Genomic DNA, 15,686 nt, shown 5'->3' with positions numbered 1-15,686 from the left:
GGGATGCCCTCGGGCAGCACATCACACCCCCTCGTCGGCCTCGGCGGTGATGACAGCGCCGGCGGCGGCGACCGTGGCGGCGGTCCGTACGGGAACGTCGGGTGCCTCGTCCGCCGTGAAGGTGTTCCGGGTGTACGCGCGGTACATGCGGGTCTCGACGTTCTGCCCGCTGGTCTTGGCGCGGTGGCTGACGTCCCACACGACCGTTTGCAGGAACTCGACACCGTCGAGGGGGGCCTCGATGGTGCGCTGTGTCCACGTGTTCGCGGCGACGTCGTACTCGGCGAGCGTCCGCGCGGTGCCGCCGGACGGGGTCGCGGAGACCTTGACCTGTCCCCCGCCGGTCCCGGCGTACGTGAACACGACGATCACGGCGACCGCGTTGTGTGCGGGGCTGGCGCCCCACCATGCGGTGTCGTAGGTGGTGCCGGTGTAGGACTGGCGCGCGGTCGGGTACAGGCCGATGGGCATCCACGGGCGGCCGAGGAACCGCTCGGAGAACGCGTCATCCATCACGAGCACATCGGGGTTGCCCTGGTCGCGGTTCCACATGCGGATCATCTGGCCGGCGCCACTGTCGTTGTTCTCGTCGCCGACGGTGAGGGCGGCCGTGCCGTCCGTGGGGCGTGCGATGCCGACGGCCCAGTCTCCTGCGGGGGTCTGGCCGGTCATGAAGATGCGGTTGCCGTTCGGGGCGAGGGCGATCAACCGGCCGCCCTCGCCGATCACGACGTCGCCGTTCAACACCTGGTTGAGGGCGGGCCGCATCTGCGCCCGGCCGCGCAGTTGACGTAGCTCGCGTTCGAGGGCGGCGATTCGGTCCAGCACGTCTTGCGGGACGTACGCCACTAGGGAACCTCCAGGTACAGGCGGGCCGTCTCGGGGCGGCCTCGCTCGGGCGGTGTGATGGACAGGCCGACGACGCGGTACCGGGCGTCGAGGGTGTCGGGGTGCCACAGGTCGCGGATACGGAGCCGGACCGTGGCGCCGAGCAGGGCCGGCGCGATGTTCCCGCCGAGCAAGACCTCGACCTCGGGTATCTGCACCGGGTTGCGGGCAGCGGTCCAGTCGGCGCGGGCGTGGGCGTCGAGGGTGCCCTGTACGTCAACCGTCGTGTAGTCGCTGGAGCCGTCGAGGCGCGGCCAGCCGACGGCGATATCGGCGTCGTCGACCAGCACGGGCGAGGTGAGCGGGTAGGAGTCGGCGGCCTGGTTGGTGTTCACGGACGCGCCGCGGGACTGCCACGCGTTCGCCTTGGCCGTGGCGTCGACCGGCCATGTGTAGGACAGGACTGGGCCGGGGTGGTCGAGGACGACCTCGGACGCGCCCGCGCGGATGACGGGGTGTCCGAGTTGAAGCTGTTTCACGCGGCGGCCGTCGGTGTCGCGGAAGCTCGCGATACGCCACTCGAACCCGTCCTCGACGGCGGCGAGGTCGTCGAGCAGGTCGCCCACGGCCGGTAGGTCGTACCGCAGGTACGTGCGGTCGCGCAGGATGCCGGACGTCGTGGTGTCGTAGGTGATCCCGACGTTCCCGCCGGGGGTGTTCTGCACGTAGTCGACCAGGCCGCGCACGATGTCGAATTGGTCGACCTGCTCGGCGGTCTGCGTGTCGTACAGCAGTCGGCGGTACAGGTACGACTCCCACCCGCCGGCCTGAATCTGCGCGCCGAGGAACCCGCGGGCGTCCGAGGCGAGGGCGAGCGTCCACAGGATTCCGCCCCACCAGATTTCGCGCCCCCGCTCGACCCACACGGCCGTTCGGCCGGGCACGATCGCCCGGCGGGCCCGCTCCGCCACGGCGCGGTTGGGGATCGGCACGGTGCCGGTCAGGCGGCCGGTCTTGCCGATGTAGTCGTCGAGGGCGACGCCCTGTACGGGCAGTGCGTCGAGCAGCTGATCGCTACGCAGATCGCAGAACAACAAGCGGTAGGGGGATGACAAGACTTCCCCCTTACTGCGCACAACGCGATGGGAATCGGTCGTGTCTACTCAGTGTCTTCTCCCGGTACTAGGTCGTTAGCCCGGCACTAGAACTGCTGACCGATCGAGTGGGGGAGCGTCGAAGATGGGTAACGGAAGGACCGCGCGCCTGTTGGCGATAGGTCTCGTAGTGCTGTTGGCGATGCTGATAGGGGCGATTGCTGCATGGGGTGCGCGGTCGGCAGGGGCCGACTGGTCCGATGTCCTTCAGCGTGCGGGAATTGGCTTTGGGGGCACGGTGGGCGTGTGTGCCGCCTTGGTGGCCATATACCGGGCGCTGGGTGGTGGAAGTGGTCAGTAGTGGCTACGGAACGAATTCGACGGTGAGTTGGCCGTCGCGTACGAACACGTCGGTGCCGGTGCTGCTGCCGCTGCTGATGTTCCAGCCGGGAATGAGCGTGACCTGTCCGCCCGGGGTCAGGCCGTAGCGGTAGACACGGCGCGAGGCGATGACACGGCCAGCCTGTGCGCTGATCCCGTTGCGCCCGCCGTGGGCCTCGGTGTATGCGCCGGTCGCCCGCCACGTCATCCATGCCGTGGCGGCGGTGGTGTTGCGGTTGGAGACCTGTCCCCCGACGGTGATGAAAACGGCGCCGGACGGGGGCACGGTGAAGGTGATACGGGGCCAGGCGGCGGCGGTGAAGTCGACGAACGCGCCGGTCTGGTTGAGCGGCGGGTCGGCGGCCTGCTCCGTCACCAGGGGGCGGGTCGGGACGGGCGGGTACGCCTGCCACGCGCCGGCGGCGGCGTTCCAACGATCCAGTCCGGTGCCGTTGTCGCGGTACTGGCCGTCGTACGCGCCGTTGAAGGCGAGGCCGTACCCGCGCGGGATGATCCCGCCGTAGCCACTGGTGAAGCGGCGCCGGTCGCCAAGCGCGCTGCTCCAGTCGATACCGCCCACGCCGGCTGAGGCGCCCGCGGGTACGGTCACGTCCCACAGGCGCAGGCAGGCCGAGGGCAGGGTCGGCGCGGCCGGGGTCGCCGACCCCGTGCCCCGGATGATCTCGACGGCGGCGAGGTTCTGGCCAGCCTGGTCGAACAGCTGGTCGTACACGCGCAGGGCGACGGAGTCGATACGGGCGAACTGCGCCTCGCCGTCGGCGAACGTGAGGACGGCCGGGGCGTCGACCGATACCGGGTAGGCGCCCTGGGCGTCGGTGCCCTGCACCTGGGCGCGGCCGACACCGATCTGTAGGGACATCGCGCCCGCGCCGGTCGCGGCGAACGGGTTCCCGCCGGCGATCACGCCGTCGCGAGTGCGCATCTCGGACTCGGGCGCGAACGTGCCGACCGGCGTAAGGCGGGTGTCCTCGCGAGTCTGCGTGAGCGGCAGCAGCCATGCGGAACGCACGGTCACGGTGGGTTCTCCTTACCAGTGGGCCGAGCGGTAGCGCACGGTCGCCGACGCCGTCGGGTCGTTGCTGCCGGGCGCGGCGCGGAAGATCAGGTTCGTGATGCCGGGGGCGAGCGTGAACGTCTGCTCGGGCACGCTGCGCGAGGTCGCGGTGTAGATCCGCGAGGCCGTGCTGTTGAGGACGACCGTCCCGGCGAGGGTGTCGACGGCGAGCACGTCGCCGGCGGCGAGCGGGATGTCGTACTCGATCGCGTCGCCGGTCGCGAGGTTGGTCAACGACGGCCGGGTCACCGGGCCCCGGAACTCCACAACGGGATGGGTCTCGGCGCCCCCGACGTTTGACGTCGACAGGGCGCCGGTACTGCCCGGGTTGCCGAACGGGAGCGGCCACGAAAGCGGCCACGACAGACCGGCCTCGGACATGGGCAGGGTCGCCGACACCGTGCGCTCGGCGAGTTCGTACCGGCGCGGGTCGGTCGCCTGCCATTCGATCGCCCCGCCGACGATGGTCCCGAGGCGGTACCCGAGGCCGACGGGGACCGCCCGGCGGGTGGCGCGGGCGTACGCGAGCAGGGGCCCGCGCTCGTCGAGCCAGACGACGAGCGGCTGTTCGTCCTCGACGGGCACCGTGCGGGAGTTGAGGGCGGCGACTACCGCGCCGATGGTGGCGCGGGGGGCCCGCACGAGCAGGCCGTCGAGGGTGATCGTGCGGGCCTGTGCGAGCAGTCGGCCGGGGAACGCGCCGTGCGCGTCGGACCGCGCCACGGTCCCGGAGTCGAGGGCGGGAAGGTCTTCCCAACCCCCGAGCGAACGCCACCCGTAGGGGGTGCCGGGGCCGAGCAGCAGCTCGCCGTACTGCACGTGCCCCGGCCGGGTCACCTGGTCACCAGCGGCCACGGCTCACCCCCTCGCCTTGGCCAGCCACGCGAGCGCGCGGGCGTTGTCGTCGGGGGTGCCGTTCTCGGCGGCGTGCCAGTGCTCGACGTGCACCGCAGGGCCGCTCTGGGCGGCGGCGAACGGGGAGTCGTACCCGCCCGCGCCCATGCCCGCGAGGGCGGGAACGGCGGGCGGGGTGACGAGCGTGGACATGACGCGGGAGAGGGCGCCCTGTCCGGAGCGGATACCGGCGACGACGCCGGCGGGAATCCAACGGCCGACCTTGCGCGCCATCACCTTGGACGGGGAATTGATTCCGAGCGCCTTTGCAATGGGCCCCGGAATCATGTTCTTCGCAAAAGAGATCAGCTGCGATTTCAGCCAACTACCCATCGACTGAACGCCCTTGAACAGGCCGCGAACCAGATCGGTTCCCTTGCTGTACAGCAGATCCTTAAGACTGCCGAGCGAAGACGATATGTGCCCCGGGAGTCCCCGCACCCAATTGAGAAGTTCCGTCGCCTTGTTGACCGTGCCGGTCTTGATGCTCTGCCAGTGCTTGATGATCAGGCCCGGAAGAGTCCAGTTCAAAAAGAAACTGATGAGCTTCTGCGGCAGACTCTTGACGAATGAAACGACGGAATTCCAGACGCTCAGGGTGCCGGTCTTTATCGCGTCCCAATGCGATATGACGATGCCGACTATCGTCCACTTCAGGAACAGGTCCAGCAGGAATTGGCCAACGGATTTGACCTTGTTCCAGACCCAATCCCAAGCCAACGTGGTGTATTTGACGATCGAATCCCAGTTGGCGACGATCAGCGCGACCAGACCGACAACGGCGGCGATCACCAGGGCGACCGGGAGCATGGACACGATCCACGCTGCGGCCATGCGCGCGGCCTGGATCGTGGCCTGTACGCCCATGGCGATCCAGGCGCCGACCACGCTCGCCGAGGTGGCGACCGCGGCGGCTCCCTGGGCGACCCAACCGGCGAGAATCGCCGTGTTCGCCGCGAGGAACGATCCTGCCGCCCCCGTTCCGGCGGTCCCCTGGGCGATCCAGCCAGCGACGACGGCCGTCGACGTGGTCCACGCCTGTGCCGCGAGGGCGACCAGTGTCGGCAGAAAGAACGTGGTGACGAGAACGGCGGCGGCCTTGAACTCCGTCGAGTGGTCGGAGACGAAACCCGCCGCGGTCGCAACGCCCCTGCCGAACTTGAGGGCGTAGTCGGCGCCGGTCGTCAGGGCCGGCACCACGTACGTGCCCATGACGTTGACGAGCGTCTGCATGGCGCCGCGCTTGAACATCTCGAACTTGGTCGCCGCGTTGTCGCGCATCGCGTCGCCTGCGGCGTCGGTGGCGCCCTTGACCTTGCCGAGGGCGTTTACCGCGCCGCTCGGGTCGATGTTCATCAGGGCGCGCGACAGGTCTTCGGACTGCGTGCCGAGCAGCTGCTGTGCCAGCCGGAAACGCTCGGTGGGGTCCTTCACCGCCCGTAGCCGGTCGGTGATGGTGTCCAGTGCCGCCTTTGCCTGCGGCCCGCCCTTGGCGAATGCCACGGCCATCTGGTCGGCGTTCAGACCGAGTGCCTTAAGTCCCTCGGCGCCGCTTCCGTCCTTGACCCTGATATTCAGTTCTTTAAGCGCGTCGGCGACGATATCGGCGTCGCGCGCGCCGCCCTGCAACCCCTGTTGCAGAATGCCCATGGACGTTTTCGCGTCGAGGCCAAGGTCACGGAACTGCGTCGGGTATTCCGCGTATGTGTCGAGCAGATCCTCGGCGACGTTCACGCCGTTCTGCGTGCCCTTGACCAATACGTCGAGGGCTTCCTCGGCCGAATCGGCAATGCCGGTCTTCAGCATCGTGCCGACGGCGCGGGTTACCTTGCCGACGTCCTCGCCCATGACGGCGGCCGTGTCGGCGACCTGCTTTCCCAGGGTCTCGACCTGGGTCTGTGTCGCTTCCGGGGGTAGCAGGCCGTTTCGGGCGATGCCCTTGATGGCCTCGACGCCTTCCTCGACCGAGTCGACGATCGCCCCGCCGTACAGGTCGCCGGCGGCCTCGCCGTACTTCTTCGCAATAGGGCCAGTGGTGCCGAGTTGGGCCCGCAGCGTGCCGGGGATCTTGCCCTGTTCGAGGGCCTGCCCCACGCCGGTCATCAGGGCGGCGCCGATACCGGCGCCGACGGCGGCCCATCCGAACGCCTTCAACGCCCCGGCGCCCGCGCCGGCGGCGTCGTCGCTTCCGTCGGCCATGCCGTCGCCGATCGCGTCGCCGGCCTGCTGGCCGGCGCTGTCGGCGTCGGTGACCAGCCGTAGGCCGGTCGCGCGCATCCGGTCCTCGGTGCGCTGCATGCCCGCGGCGGCCGGGCGGTCGTCGACCTCGATCGTGGCGAGCAGTTCGCCGACGGTCAGTGCCACGCCGGATCACCTCCCGTCAGGGGGTCATCCGGCGCGGTCGCCGGGCGGACCGGCTACGCGGCGGGGATGCCGGTGATAGCGGCGATCTCGGCGGCGCTGGTCACCTTGCGGGGGGTGCGCGACCATGCGCGGGCGAACCGGGACTCGCCCGGCAGACCGGCGACCAGGGCGAGGAACCGGCGGGTGGACAGGGCGGCGAGGTCACGGGCGGCGAGGCCGTACTCGCGGGCGAGGTCGCCCTCGACGGCGGTCCAGTGCGTCAGGACCGCGTGCCAGAACTCCGCCCCTTCTTCTTCGTCTTCTTCGGGGTCGCCCTGCGCTGCGCCCTGTTCGGCGCGGCTGCTTTTCCCGCTTCCTGCCGCTCGTACAGCTGGGCGGCGCGCTGCATGGTGCAGCTGCCGGGGCGGCGGATGTTGGCGGCCGAGTAGATCAGCACGACGCCGAGCTGCCGGTCGGTCATACCGCGCTCGGCCCAAGTGTCGAGGACGTCGGCACCGTAGAGGGTGGCGAGCATCTTCCGTACGTCGTCGGCGTCGCTGGAGTGCTGTACGCGCTCCATCTGCAACGTGAACATGAGCGGCAGGGACTCGGGCAGCTGGTAGCCGGTGCCGTACAGGGTGAGGGACTGCCGGGGGCGGGTGGCGGACTCCTCGGCGAAAAACGCGTCGAAGTCCGCCGTGCCCTCGGCGTCGGCGAGCTGCTGCTCGTCGTCGAGGTCGAGGTCGTGCTCGCTCACGTGGTCACCACCGGTTCCGTGGTCGCGGCGCCACACCTGGTCATGGTCGCCGACCATGACGTCTTGTCGTTGTTGCCTCCGCCCTGCTCGCCGGGCGTCACGGTGGCGTCCCACACGACCCACTGCGTCTGTGTCTCGTGCCGCCACCTGATCCTGTTGCGGGACTCGAACCCGAGGCGGTTCGTCCACTCGTGGTCGATGTACGCCTGTCCGGGGTCCTGGGCCTTGGTGGTCTTGTCGATGCGGTACTGCCCCTCGACGGACAGGGACGCGCCGCGCTGCATGACGTCCTGTTCGTACTGGCCGTCGGACTCGAACACGGTCGTGTCGACGCTCTCCTCGTTCTCCCCGGGCGAGTGAGTGAAGGTGCTGAGGCCGGCGAGGGGAAGCCACGTGTTCGTGGTCGCGTTCGCGTCCTCGACCTCGAACAGCCATCCGCGGGCGTCAATGGGCCGGCTGCTGCCTGCCATGCGGGAACTCCTTACGTGGGTGCGGGGCCGGAGACGTCGAGGTCGAAGTTCACGACGTGCTCATGACGGCCGTTGCTGTCGGCGCCCATCGGGGCGGGGGTGCCGCGAGCGGCGGCGAGCGTGAGCCATGTCCCGTCGGGCAACTGCACGCCGGCGAGGCCGTGCAACGCGCGGTACAGGGCCTCGGCGCGGTTGCGGGAGACACGCGGGTCGGGCCCGCCGCGCACGCGCACCTGTAGCCGGCGCTGCTCGGCGTCGTCGCGGGACTCCGGTGCGGGCCCGTCGTACAGCGCAAGGGACACGGCGGCGTCGGGCGCGGGCGGCATCGTCTCGACGAACAGATCGCCGACCGTGCCGGTCGGGTCGTAGTCGACCAGGCCGAGGCCGTCGAGGTGGCGCGCGAGGCCGTCGAGCAGATCAGCCACGGAGTGACCTCCGCACCTGGGCGGCGATGATCGCGGCGACCGCGTCGGCCTGCTCGGTCAACGGCCCTTCGAGGTACTTCGCCGACCGGCCGCTGTCGTGCCGGTAGTTCAGGTTTTCGTGCTGCCGGACCGCGTACGGGGTGTCGAAGCTGACCGCGGACGTGAGCGCTTCCTCGTCGACCGAGGCGACGCCGGATCGTTCGAGGGTGCCTTCTTCGATCGGTACGCGGGCGCGGGCGCGTTCGAGGACGTGTTCGGCGGCGAGGCGCAGACCCCGGACGGCGCCGGCGCGGGTGCCGCGCAGTGCGGCGGCGCCGTTCCATGTGAGGCGTGCGCGTGCGGTCACTGGCAACTCACCTCCGAATAAACCTTGTTCCGGCATACGGGGTGAACACGCGCTGTACCCTGTGAGGCGTCTGATCTCTCTCGCACACACACATTCGGCCGTGTCGTGCGGTCGAAGTTCCCGCGCTGCGGGGTGCCTTCCAGCGAGAGGAGCGGGCACGTGCAAGATGAACAGGGCGGCCGAGAACCAGAGGATCTACCAATGTGGGTTCGCTCACTGGTTGCGATCTTGGGTGCGCTCGTCCCGTTCACGGGGCTTGTGGTGATGCTGATGCGCTAGCTCGCTGGCGTGCCAGGGTGAATGCGGCTGAACGGACCAGATCTTGAGTCTGGTCCGGCTGGTGACTAGTCAGCCGGACCCACCCAATCGCACACACAAGCTGAGTCCCGGTTCCCGCCGGGTCTCATATGCCGAGTCCCGGTTCCCGCCGGGGCTCGGCTCTCTCGTATGCGGCTCTCGGTTGCAGACCAGTACACAGGGTGAACTGCGGCCAGACCGTGGCTCACGCCGAGTCCTGGCACGTGGAGGATCAGTCTCCTTGTGTATGGCTTCTGCTTTTGTAGATCAACAGAGGAGAGGGGCGCGGTTCCCGCCGTAGTTGTTGTGAGACCTGGTTCCCGCCAGAACTCACCAACCGGGCCTCAGTCACGCCAAGGCCCCACCCTTGCCCTCTACGGATCTCACTTGTAGGCCAACTTGAAGTAGGCCTACTAGTTGTCCTCAACCATAGCAACGGCGACAAGTTTTACGCGTCGTTTCGGGACGGCTCACGTGCACGCTTCGCCTTCTGCGCCAGTGTGCTCCAACTCAACGCCCTTCAGGTTGCCACTATGGGCGGCAACATGTTCGGCGTTGCTGAGTGCAGTGCGTTCACTCGCAACTCACCTCCGTACAGGCGGGCACGGGCAGACCGGGCGCGGTGTGGCGGGCGATGCTGATCGCCTTGGTGGTGCGGCCGGTGGGGAGCGTGATCCGGGACTCGGCGGGACAGTCGAGGTCGGGGGCGGCGATGATCTGCGCGGTGGATGTGACCTCGCGCCCCTGGGGGTCGCGCACGGTCTTGATGGTCTCGGCGACCAGGGCGCGGACGTCGGCGACCGGCGGGCCGTACGTCGGGCCGTACGCGCTGTCGCCGCGGTACGGCTCGATGGTGATCTGGTGGACGAGCAGCCACTCGGGGACGTTCACCAGATCACCCCCGGCAGCAGTCCGGCGCGCGTGAGGGCGCGGTGCGTGCGCGGCGCGAGGTCGACGTCGCCCGCGGCGGCGGGCGGGTCCTTGCGGCCGGACAGGGACACGGGGCCGATGCTCACGGAATCCCACCGGCCGGCCGCGCCCGTGCCGTCGTCGCCGGTCGCGGCCCAATACTCGATCTGTGCGCGCACGGCCTCGGCGAGGGCGGTCACGACCTTGGGATCGGTCGGCCTGCCCGCGCTGTCGGTGCGGTAGACGGCTGTCAACAGGGCATCGTCGATGTCCTCGGACGCCAGCGCGAGCAGCCGGTCGGCGTCCGGCGGGGGCGGGCCGGTCCACACCTGCTCGGGGGTGGCGTAGACGCGGCTGGGCACTAAGTACCTCCTTACTCGTAATGATCTGTAACGGTTCGGAACGAAATCTCTCGTTCGGTGTGATCGGATGAGGCGCGCGGTATGACATTGGTCAACCGTGGGGGGGGGACATGGACACTGCGATCAAGGCGGCTCTAATTGGTGCCGCTGCTGTGATCATTGCGGCGATCATCGGTTTGCTCGTCCAGAGCGCCATCTCAAATGAGAACAACTGTTCTGGTGGTGCCGCCTGCACGAACGGAGACAACAACTCGATCAACAGTGGCGGTACTGGATCGCCTAGTGTTATTGGATTGCCCAGTGGTAGCGGTACGCCTCGGTAGGTGCGATCCAGTTCACAACTGCGATATTTTTTGGGGGTGGGTGGGTGAATTTAAGGTCGCTCATTCAGAGAGATCGTTTGTTCGGGCGTTCTGGAATGGTGGGTACTCTGGCGCTGCTGTTGATGCTTTCCGTTCCCGGGTGCACTACCAACAAGTGCAGTGGTGGTGTATGTACCAATGGTGGCGGCAACAACATTGACACCGGGGGCGGTCACGCCACGGGAGCGAAAACGGTGGCCGGCGGCGGGGCGCAAACGGCCAGTGGCGGAGATGCGAGTCAGGAGGCTGATCGCTCCGTTCGCTGGCAAGGTCCACTGCGTATCACTGACCGCATGACGAACTTCGACAATAATCCGCCTACATCTGGTGCAGATGGGGCGTGGGGAACTGTTGAACTCGACGTGGACGACCCGGGAAAATTGGCCTGGCTGACCGTGGAGAAGGTTGGCCGGTGGGAGGGCGCTGGAACGCCTAGCCGCGACCAGTGCACCGAGGTTATCGGCACCAATCCGCTTTCCGCAGAAGAAGTATCAGGGGTGCGCTATCGCAAGGGCGACGCGTTCTGTTTCGATACATTCGGAGGTGGGGTCGTTGTCTTCATTCGAGTTCTCGAAATTGGAGATCGCTCCATCAAGGTTGACGCCATTTCGTGGGACACGGGGGGCTAAGAATGCATTCTTCCTTTTGTCTCGCGGGCAGGTGTGAGCCGTTTGTTCACTCCTTGGAAGGGGAGCGACCCGCGGGCTTGGTTGTCTGTGGGGCGTCGCTTTTGTGCTCGCTGCGGAGCGGGGTCACGTTGTAGCCGTGGCGCCGGAAGTAGGCGACGGCGCCCTCGCTGTCGGTGGTGGCCTCGCCGTTGACGAACCACACGCCAGCCACCTGGCCGTTGAACTCCTTCACGGGAGTGGTCACCTGGTACACGGGGTCACCTGACCTTGATGTTGCGGAAGACGGATGCGGCCTTGGTGGCCTTGAGGACGACGCCGATCGGGCCCATTTCAACCTCGCCTTTCTTCACGGCGCCGGCGGCGGAGAAGTCGGGAAGCCACGTGTTCACCAGCTGCCCGCCCACGCACGCCACGCCGTGGAAGCCGTCGAGGCCGATCCGCACCGCATACAGGTCCGTGAGGCCGGTCGCGGCGGTGCCGCCCACGGTACGGTTCTCGATGGGGATGATCGGCGCGGAACTGCCCGCCTTCTCCCCGGGGTCCACGAAGGTGATCCCGCCGTAGTTCTCCCGCACGATCGGGCGGCCGTTGGCGCCGATCAAGCCGTCGACCGGGTCGCGGGTGTACTGGCCGGCGCGGCGGGCGAGGGCGCGCACGCGGGCAAGCGCGGTGCTGTTGCCGATCACCAGGGACGGGGCGCCGTCGAGCAGTGACAGCCACTCGTCGAGGATGTCGAGGGCCTTCTGTTCGGCGCGAGGGTCGGTGTCGAAGTCGGTCCAGTCGGTCACCGTGCCGAGGCGGAACTCGGTGGACGATCCGGCGAGTGCCTTGTCGAGGCCGTCGAACGAGTCCTCGTCGGTCGCCTGGTCGCCGTTGATCACGGCGTCCTGGAAGGTGGTCCGGGCGGCCTTGATCTTCTGCGTCATGTTCAGCGTGACCGCGTTCGAGGCGGCCGGGCCGATACGGGCGATGACCCGGTCGACCTCGAACGATCCGCCGAGTACGGCGAGGTCGACGCTGTACCGCTGCGTCTTGACCTCGCTCGGGGTGTACTCGGTGTTCAGCTTGCGGAAGCTGGCCGTGGGCTGGGTGATCAGCCGGCGGTACGTGTAGGTGAGGGTGTCGCCGTCGCCGGCGGGGTTGACGACGTCGTTGAAGACGAGCGAGTCGAGTAGGACGGATTCCTTGCGGAACTCGTCGATGACCTGCACGTCCACGTCATCGGTGGCGTTGTTCTTCGCCTCGTCGAGCGTTACGGGCATGGGGGCTGCTCCTGTCTGCGGTTAGCTGCTGAAGCGGGCGGCGATGGCGTCCGCGAGGGTGGCCGGGCGCTTGTCGCCTGCCGGGGGCCCGTTGAACTCGGCGCCCCCGCGGGCCGGTCCCTGCGCCGTGGCGGCGCCGAGGCGGGGGTTCGCCGTGACGGCGGCGGTGATCGCGGCCGTGAGCGCGACGGTGTCGTTCGGATCGATCGCCTCGGCCGCGGCGCGGAACGACACGGAGTCGAGCAGTGCGAGCGGGTCGGCGCCCGCCGCGGGCGCGGTCTGGAGAACGGCGGTCTGTACGGCGGCCGTGCGTGCGGCGCTCTGGCTCTCGGTGATGGCGCGCTGTGCCCACTGCGGCAGACGGCTGACGTCACCCTCGACCGCCGGCGCGGCCTGGGCGACCGGCGGGACCGGTGCCGGCAGCTCGGCGGGGACCGGTGCGGGCGCGGGCGGTACGGGCGGGGTGACAGGTACCGGCTGCGGTGCCGGCGCGGGGGCGGACGGCGGTACGGCGGCGGGCGCCGGCGGCGCGGTCGGGGTGGGCGCGGGTACGGGCGCGGGTGTGCCGGTCGGCTGTCCGCTCGGCTGAGTGCCGGGGTCGCCCTGCGGCTGACCGCTCGGCGCGGTCGAGGACGGGGCCGGGGTCGTCATGGGTGCACTCCTGGTGCGGTTGGGCCCGATGGGACGGGCGTCCGGGCATGAAAAAAGGGAGGCCCGCCGGTGGCGGGCCCCCCTTCGGGGGTGGTGCTGGGGTGGATTACTCGGTGGTGGCCGTGGCGGGGCGCTCGCGGGCGTAGCCCTTGATCCATCCCGTGCGCAGCAGGGAGTCACCGGGGTACGGGCACGTCCTCACGTCGTCGCCGCGGCGGCCAGCCTCGGCGCCTTCCGTGACGGCCCGCACGATGTCCTCACGCGTTCCCACGTGCTCACCTCTTGTTCTGCTGGTCGGACTCGTTCTTGCGCGCCCCGGTCGCCCATTGCTGTTCGCGGCCGGTGACTTGCTCGATGAACTCGGCCTGCGTCAGCCGGCCGTGCTTGGCCCACCACTCTTTCAGTTCGTCCGACGCGCGCGCGTATGCGATTCGAGCCGGACCGGTGAACAGTTCAGCCGGATTGACCCCGGCGGCCTGGGCCTTCTTGTTGAGGAGGTAGCCGTTCGTGGCGTCCTCGGCGGCGAGCAACTGCCGGTAGACGTACTCCTCGTACAGGGCGCGGGCCTCGGCGCGGGTGACCTTGCGGGCGGTCTCCTCGGTCACGCCCTTGGCGGCGTCGGACGCGATGGCGGCGGCCAACTCCTCGGCGAACGACTGGTCGTCGGCGAGGGCGCCCCATGTCTCCGGGTCCGGGGCGGGGTCCATCGCTTCGGCGAGGGCGTCGCGGTCGGCGAGTAGGTCGTCGACCGCGTTGCCGGTCGCGGCGGGCGGCGGCCGTTCGACGGCGTCGCGGCGGTCCATCTCGGCGGCGATCCGCAGTAGTTCATCGTTGGTGGCGTACTGCATGCACCACGCGAGGGCGTTGTCGCCGGCGGCCGTGAGGTCGACGGCGAGGTTCCCACCGGGGAAGTACGTCGCGAGCAGGGCGCGGCGGTTGGCCTCGGCGTCGAGGGCGGCGCGGTCGTCGGGCCCGGCGGTACGGGCGCGGGCGGCGAGGTCGTGGTCGGACAGGCCGACCAGGTCGCGCCGCACGCCCGGTAGCCGGCTCGCGATGTCGCGGCGGTCCATCTCCGCCATGACGCGCAGCGCGTCGCCGTCGTCGAGGTGCGGGAACGCGCGGGCGAGGTCGTTGTCGCCGAACGCGAGCAGATCGTCGGCGAGGTGCCCGCCGGGCCGCACCCGGTCGAGCAGGTCGTCGAGGTCGCGCCGGTCGGCCTCGGCCGCGATCCTCGCGCGGGCGCGGTCGTCGAGCAGGCGGGACCCCTCGGCGGCGGCGAGCTGGTCGTCGCTCATCTCCCGCATGGACCGGTCGTCGCCCGACCACACCCGTGCGGCGTCGACCTGCTGCGCGGTCGGCTCAGTGCGCGGGGCGGGGAGGTTCGAGGCGCCCGGCTGCTCGCGGTGCCGCAGCCGGCGCAAGTCGGGGTGCGCGGCGAGGTGATCGCGCATGGCGCCCTGCCACTGCCGCGTTTTCGCGCGGGCGGTGCGCTGCGCCTCGGGGGTGACGGCGGCGGCCTCGCGGTTCTTCCATCGCCGGATGTTCCGCTCGATCTTCCGCTGTCGCTGCCCTGCCTCGTACCCGGCGGGGTCGCTGGTCGCGTCCCCCACGGGTGTGATGCCGGGCGAGTAAGCGCTCACGGAATGGCGGCAGTTGGGGTGTTGCAGTCCCGCGCGACGGGCTTCGTCGAGTGACCCGGCGACCTCGACCCGGACCGTGCGGCCGTCCTCGGTGGCGTGCTCGGCTCCGACCGTGTGTTCGCCGTCCGGTCCGCCCACGGTCAACACCTTGCGCTCCCACGGGCGGCAGAGCGGGCACTCGCGTGGGGAGTCGGAGACGATGACCAGGTCGACGCCGGCTTCGGCGAGCGTGCGCGTATGAGCCTCGGTCGCGGCGCGGCCGACGGACGTCCGTACGGCCATCTCCGCGTAAGAGGTGAGCTGCCAACGGCGCCCGGCGCGGTCCGTGAACGATGCGATGCCGCGGTCGGCGAATCGGCGCATGGCGTCCTGCGTGGCCTGACGGCGGGTGCCGGTGCCGAGTAGGGGCGTGGCGGTGACCTCGGCGACGACCGTGCGGTACTGGTCGTCGACCGCCCTAAGAATCGAGCGGTGCGTCGCGGTGAGCCGGTCGACGGTTTCCTGTGCGAGGCGGTCGACGGCCTGCGCGTTCGGGGTGACCTCGTCGACCAGGCGGCGGCCGTCGTCGGACAGGGCGCCGAGTTCGGCGACGGCGGCGCGGTGACCGGTGTTGTACGCCTCGGCGACGGCGTCGAACACGTCGAGGCTGACGGCCTTGCCGAGTTCGTCGACAACGCCCTGTGCGGCGCGGCGCACGGCCTGAACGGCGGCGAGCTTGCGCTCGACCCAACCGGGCGCGTCGAGGCCGTCGGCGAGCTGCCGGGCGATGATGCCCAACAGCCGTTCCTCCGCGGCGGCGTACAGGTCGCGGGTGGCGTCGGCGAGGTCTTCGACCATGCCCGGATGGATCGGCATGTGCCCCCCAACGACCGCGCGAATTGGGACACATGGAAGGCGTGCGCGAACTGTTCGTAGCGGATTGCCAGTTATGTGACTTCGGAGAGTAGTTGTGGTACGCCGA

At 69.5% G+C, this 15,686-nt stretch carries 17 protein-coding genes; 1 reads left to right on the top strand and 16 read right to left on the bottom strand.

Going from position 1 to position 15,686, the window contains the following annotated elements:
* Window positions 1–21: 21 nt before the first annotated feature.
* The 11 genes from ACIQPR_RS05280 to ACIQPR_RS05230 form a co-directional block, all read right to left on the bottom strand.
* Window positions 22–828 carry a hypothetical protein gene (locus ACIQPR_RS05280; protein WP_403642139.1) on the bottom strand — a complete coding sequence of 269 codons (807 nt, stop codon included), beginning with the start codon at window positions 826–828 and terminating at the stop codon, window positions 22–24.
* Window positions 829–848: 20 nt separating this feature from the next.
* Window positions 849–1,943 carry a hypothetical protein gene (locus ACIQPR_RS05275; RefSeq protein WP_403642138.1) on the bottom strand — a complete coding sequence of 365 codons (1,095 nt, stop codon included), beginning with the start codon at window positions 1,941–1,943 and terminating at the stop codon, window positions 849–851.
* A gap of 343 nt (window positions 1,944–2,286) precedes the next feature.
* On the bottom strand, window positions 2,287–3,339 hold the full coding sequence (locus ACIQPR_RS05270) for a hypothetical protein (RefSeq protein WP_403642135.1): 1,053 nt from the start codon (window positions 3,337–3,339) through the stop codon (window positions 2,287–2,289).
* 12 nt (window positions 3,340–3,351) lie between these two features.
* The gene (locus ACIQPR_RS05265; RefSeq protein ID WP_403642133.1) at window positions 3,352–4,233 is read right to left on the bottom strand and encodes a phage distal tail protein; all 882 of its coding nucleotides are present in this window, start codon (window positions 4,231–4,233) and stop codon (window positions 3,352–3,354) included.
* A gap of 3 nt (window positions 4,234–4,236) precedes the next feature.
* A complete protein-coding gene (locus ACIQPR_RS05260; RefSeq protein WP_403642131.1) occupies window positions 4,237–6,636 on the bottom strand; it encodes a phage tail tape measure protein in 2,400 nt (799 codons plus the stop codon).
* Window positions 6,637–6,895: 259 nt separating this feature from the next.
* Window positions 6,896–7,372, bottom strand: coding sequence for a hypothetical protein (locus ACIQPR_RS05255; protein ID WP_403642129.1), 477 nt, complete (start codon window positions 7,370–7,372; stop codon window positions 6,896–6,898).
* Window positions 7,369–7,842: a phage tail tube protein gene (locus tag ACIQPR_RS05250; RefSeq protein ID WP_403642127.1), complete on the bottom strand. Its 474-nt coding sequence runs from the start codon at window positions 7,840–7,842 to the stop codon at window positions 7,369–7,371. The genes ACIQPR_RS05255 and ACIQPR_RS05250 overlap by 4 nt, the downstream gene beginning before the upstream one ends.
* Window positions 7,843–7,853: 11 nt before the next feature.
* Entirely contained in the window at window positions 7,854–8,267 is a 414-nt protein-coding gene (locus tag ACIQPR_RS05245) for a minor capsid protein (protein WP_403642124.1), read from the bottom strand.
* Window positions 8,260–8,613: a hypothetical protein gene (locus tag ACIQPR_RS05240; RefSeq protein ID WP_403642122.1), complete on the bottom strand. Its 354-nt coding sequence runs from the start codon at window positions 8,611–8,613 to the stop codon at window positions 8,260–8,262. Before ACIQPR_RS05240 ends, ACIQPR_RS05245 begins: the two co-directional genes overlap by 8 nt.
* An 870-nt stretch (window positions 8,614–9,483) precedes the next feature.
* On the bottom strand, window positions 9,484–9,801 hold the full coding sequence (locus ACIQPR_RS05235; protein ID WP_403642119.1) for a hypothetical protein: 318 nt from the start codon (window positions 9,799–9,801) through the stop codon (window positions 9,484–9,486).
* A complete protein-coding gene (locus tag ACIQPR_RS05230) occupies window positions 9,798–10,181 on the bottom strand; it encodes a hypothetical protein (RefSeq protein ID WP_403642116.1) in 384 nt (127 codons plus the stop codon). The genes ACIQPR_RS05235 and ACIQPR_RS05230 overlap by 4 nt, the downstream gene beginning before the upstream one ends.
* Before the next feature lie 655 nt (window positions 10,182–10,836).
* Here ACIQPR_RS05230 and ACIQPR_RS05225 point away from each other — a divergent pair.
* Complete coding sequence (locus tag ACIQPR_RS05225; RefSeq protein WP_403642111.1) at window positions 10,837–11,172, top strand: hypothetical protein; 336 nt, start codon at window positions 10,837–10,839, stop codon at window positions 11,170–11,172.
* A 46-nt stretch (window positions 11,173–11,218) separates the two neighbouring features.
* On the opposite strand, the gene ACIQPR_RS05220 is transcribed toward ACIQPR_RS05225, so the two are convergent.
* From ACIQPR_RS05220 to ACIQPR_RS05200, 5 genes are all read right to left on the bottom strand, one after another.
* Complete coding sequence (locus tag ACIQPR_RS05220; protein ID WP_403642108.1) at window positions 11,219–11,425, bottom strand: hypothetical protein; 207 nt, start codon at window positions 11,423–11,425, stop codon at window positions 11,219–11,221.
* Between the two features lie 4 nt (window positions 11,426–11,429).
* Window positions 11,430–12,434 carry a major capsid protein gene (locus ACIQPR_RS05215; protein WP_403642105.1) on the bottom strand — a complete coding sequence of 335 codons (1,005 nt, stop codon included), beginning with the start codon at window positions 12,432–12,434 and terminating at the stop codon, window positions 11,430–11,432.
* Window positions 12,435–12,455: 21 nt separating this feature from the next.
* On the bottom strand, window positions 12,456–13,085 hold the full coding sequence (locus ACIQPR_RS05210; RefSeq protein WP_403642103.1) for a hypothetical protein: 630 nt from the start codon (window positions 13,083–13,085) through the stop codon (window positions 12,456–12,458).
* Between the two features lie 106 nt (window positions 13,086–13,191).
* The gene (locus tag ACIQPR_RS05205) at window positions 13,192–13,356 is read right to left on the bottom strand and encodes an Rmf/CrpP fold protein (protein WP_403642100.1); all 165 of its coding nucleotides are present in this window, start codon (window positions 13,354–13,356) and stop codon (window positions 13,192–13,194) included.
* Window positions 13,357–13,360: 4 nt separating this feature from the next.
* The gene (locus tag ACIQPR_RS05200; protein WP_403642098.1) at window positions 13,361–15,580 is read right to left on the bottom strand and encodes a phage minor capsid protein; all 2,220 of its coding nucleotides are present in this window, start codon (window positions 15,578–15,580) and stop codon (window positions 13,361–13,363) included.
* Window positions 15,581–15,686 lie beyond the last annotated feature (106 nt).

Origin of the sequence: Streptomyces sp. NPDC091280, assembly GCF_044768565.1 — a bacterium.
Classification (GTDB): domain Bacteria; phylum Actinomycetota; class Actinomycetes; order Streptomycetales; family Streptomycetaceae; genus Streptomyces.
The sequence above is the reverse complement of the archived record's forward strand: the minus strand, read 5'-3'. Positions and strand labels throughout refer to the sequence as shown.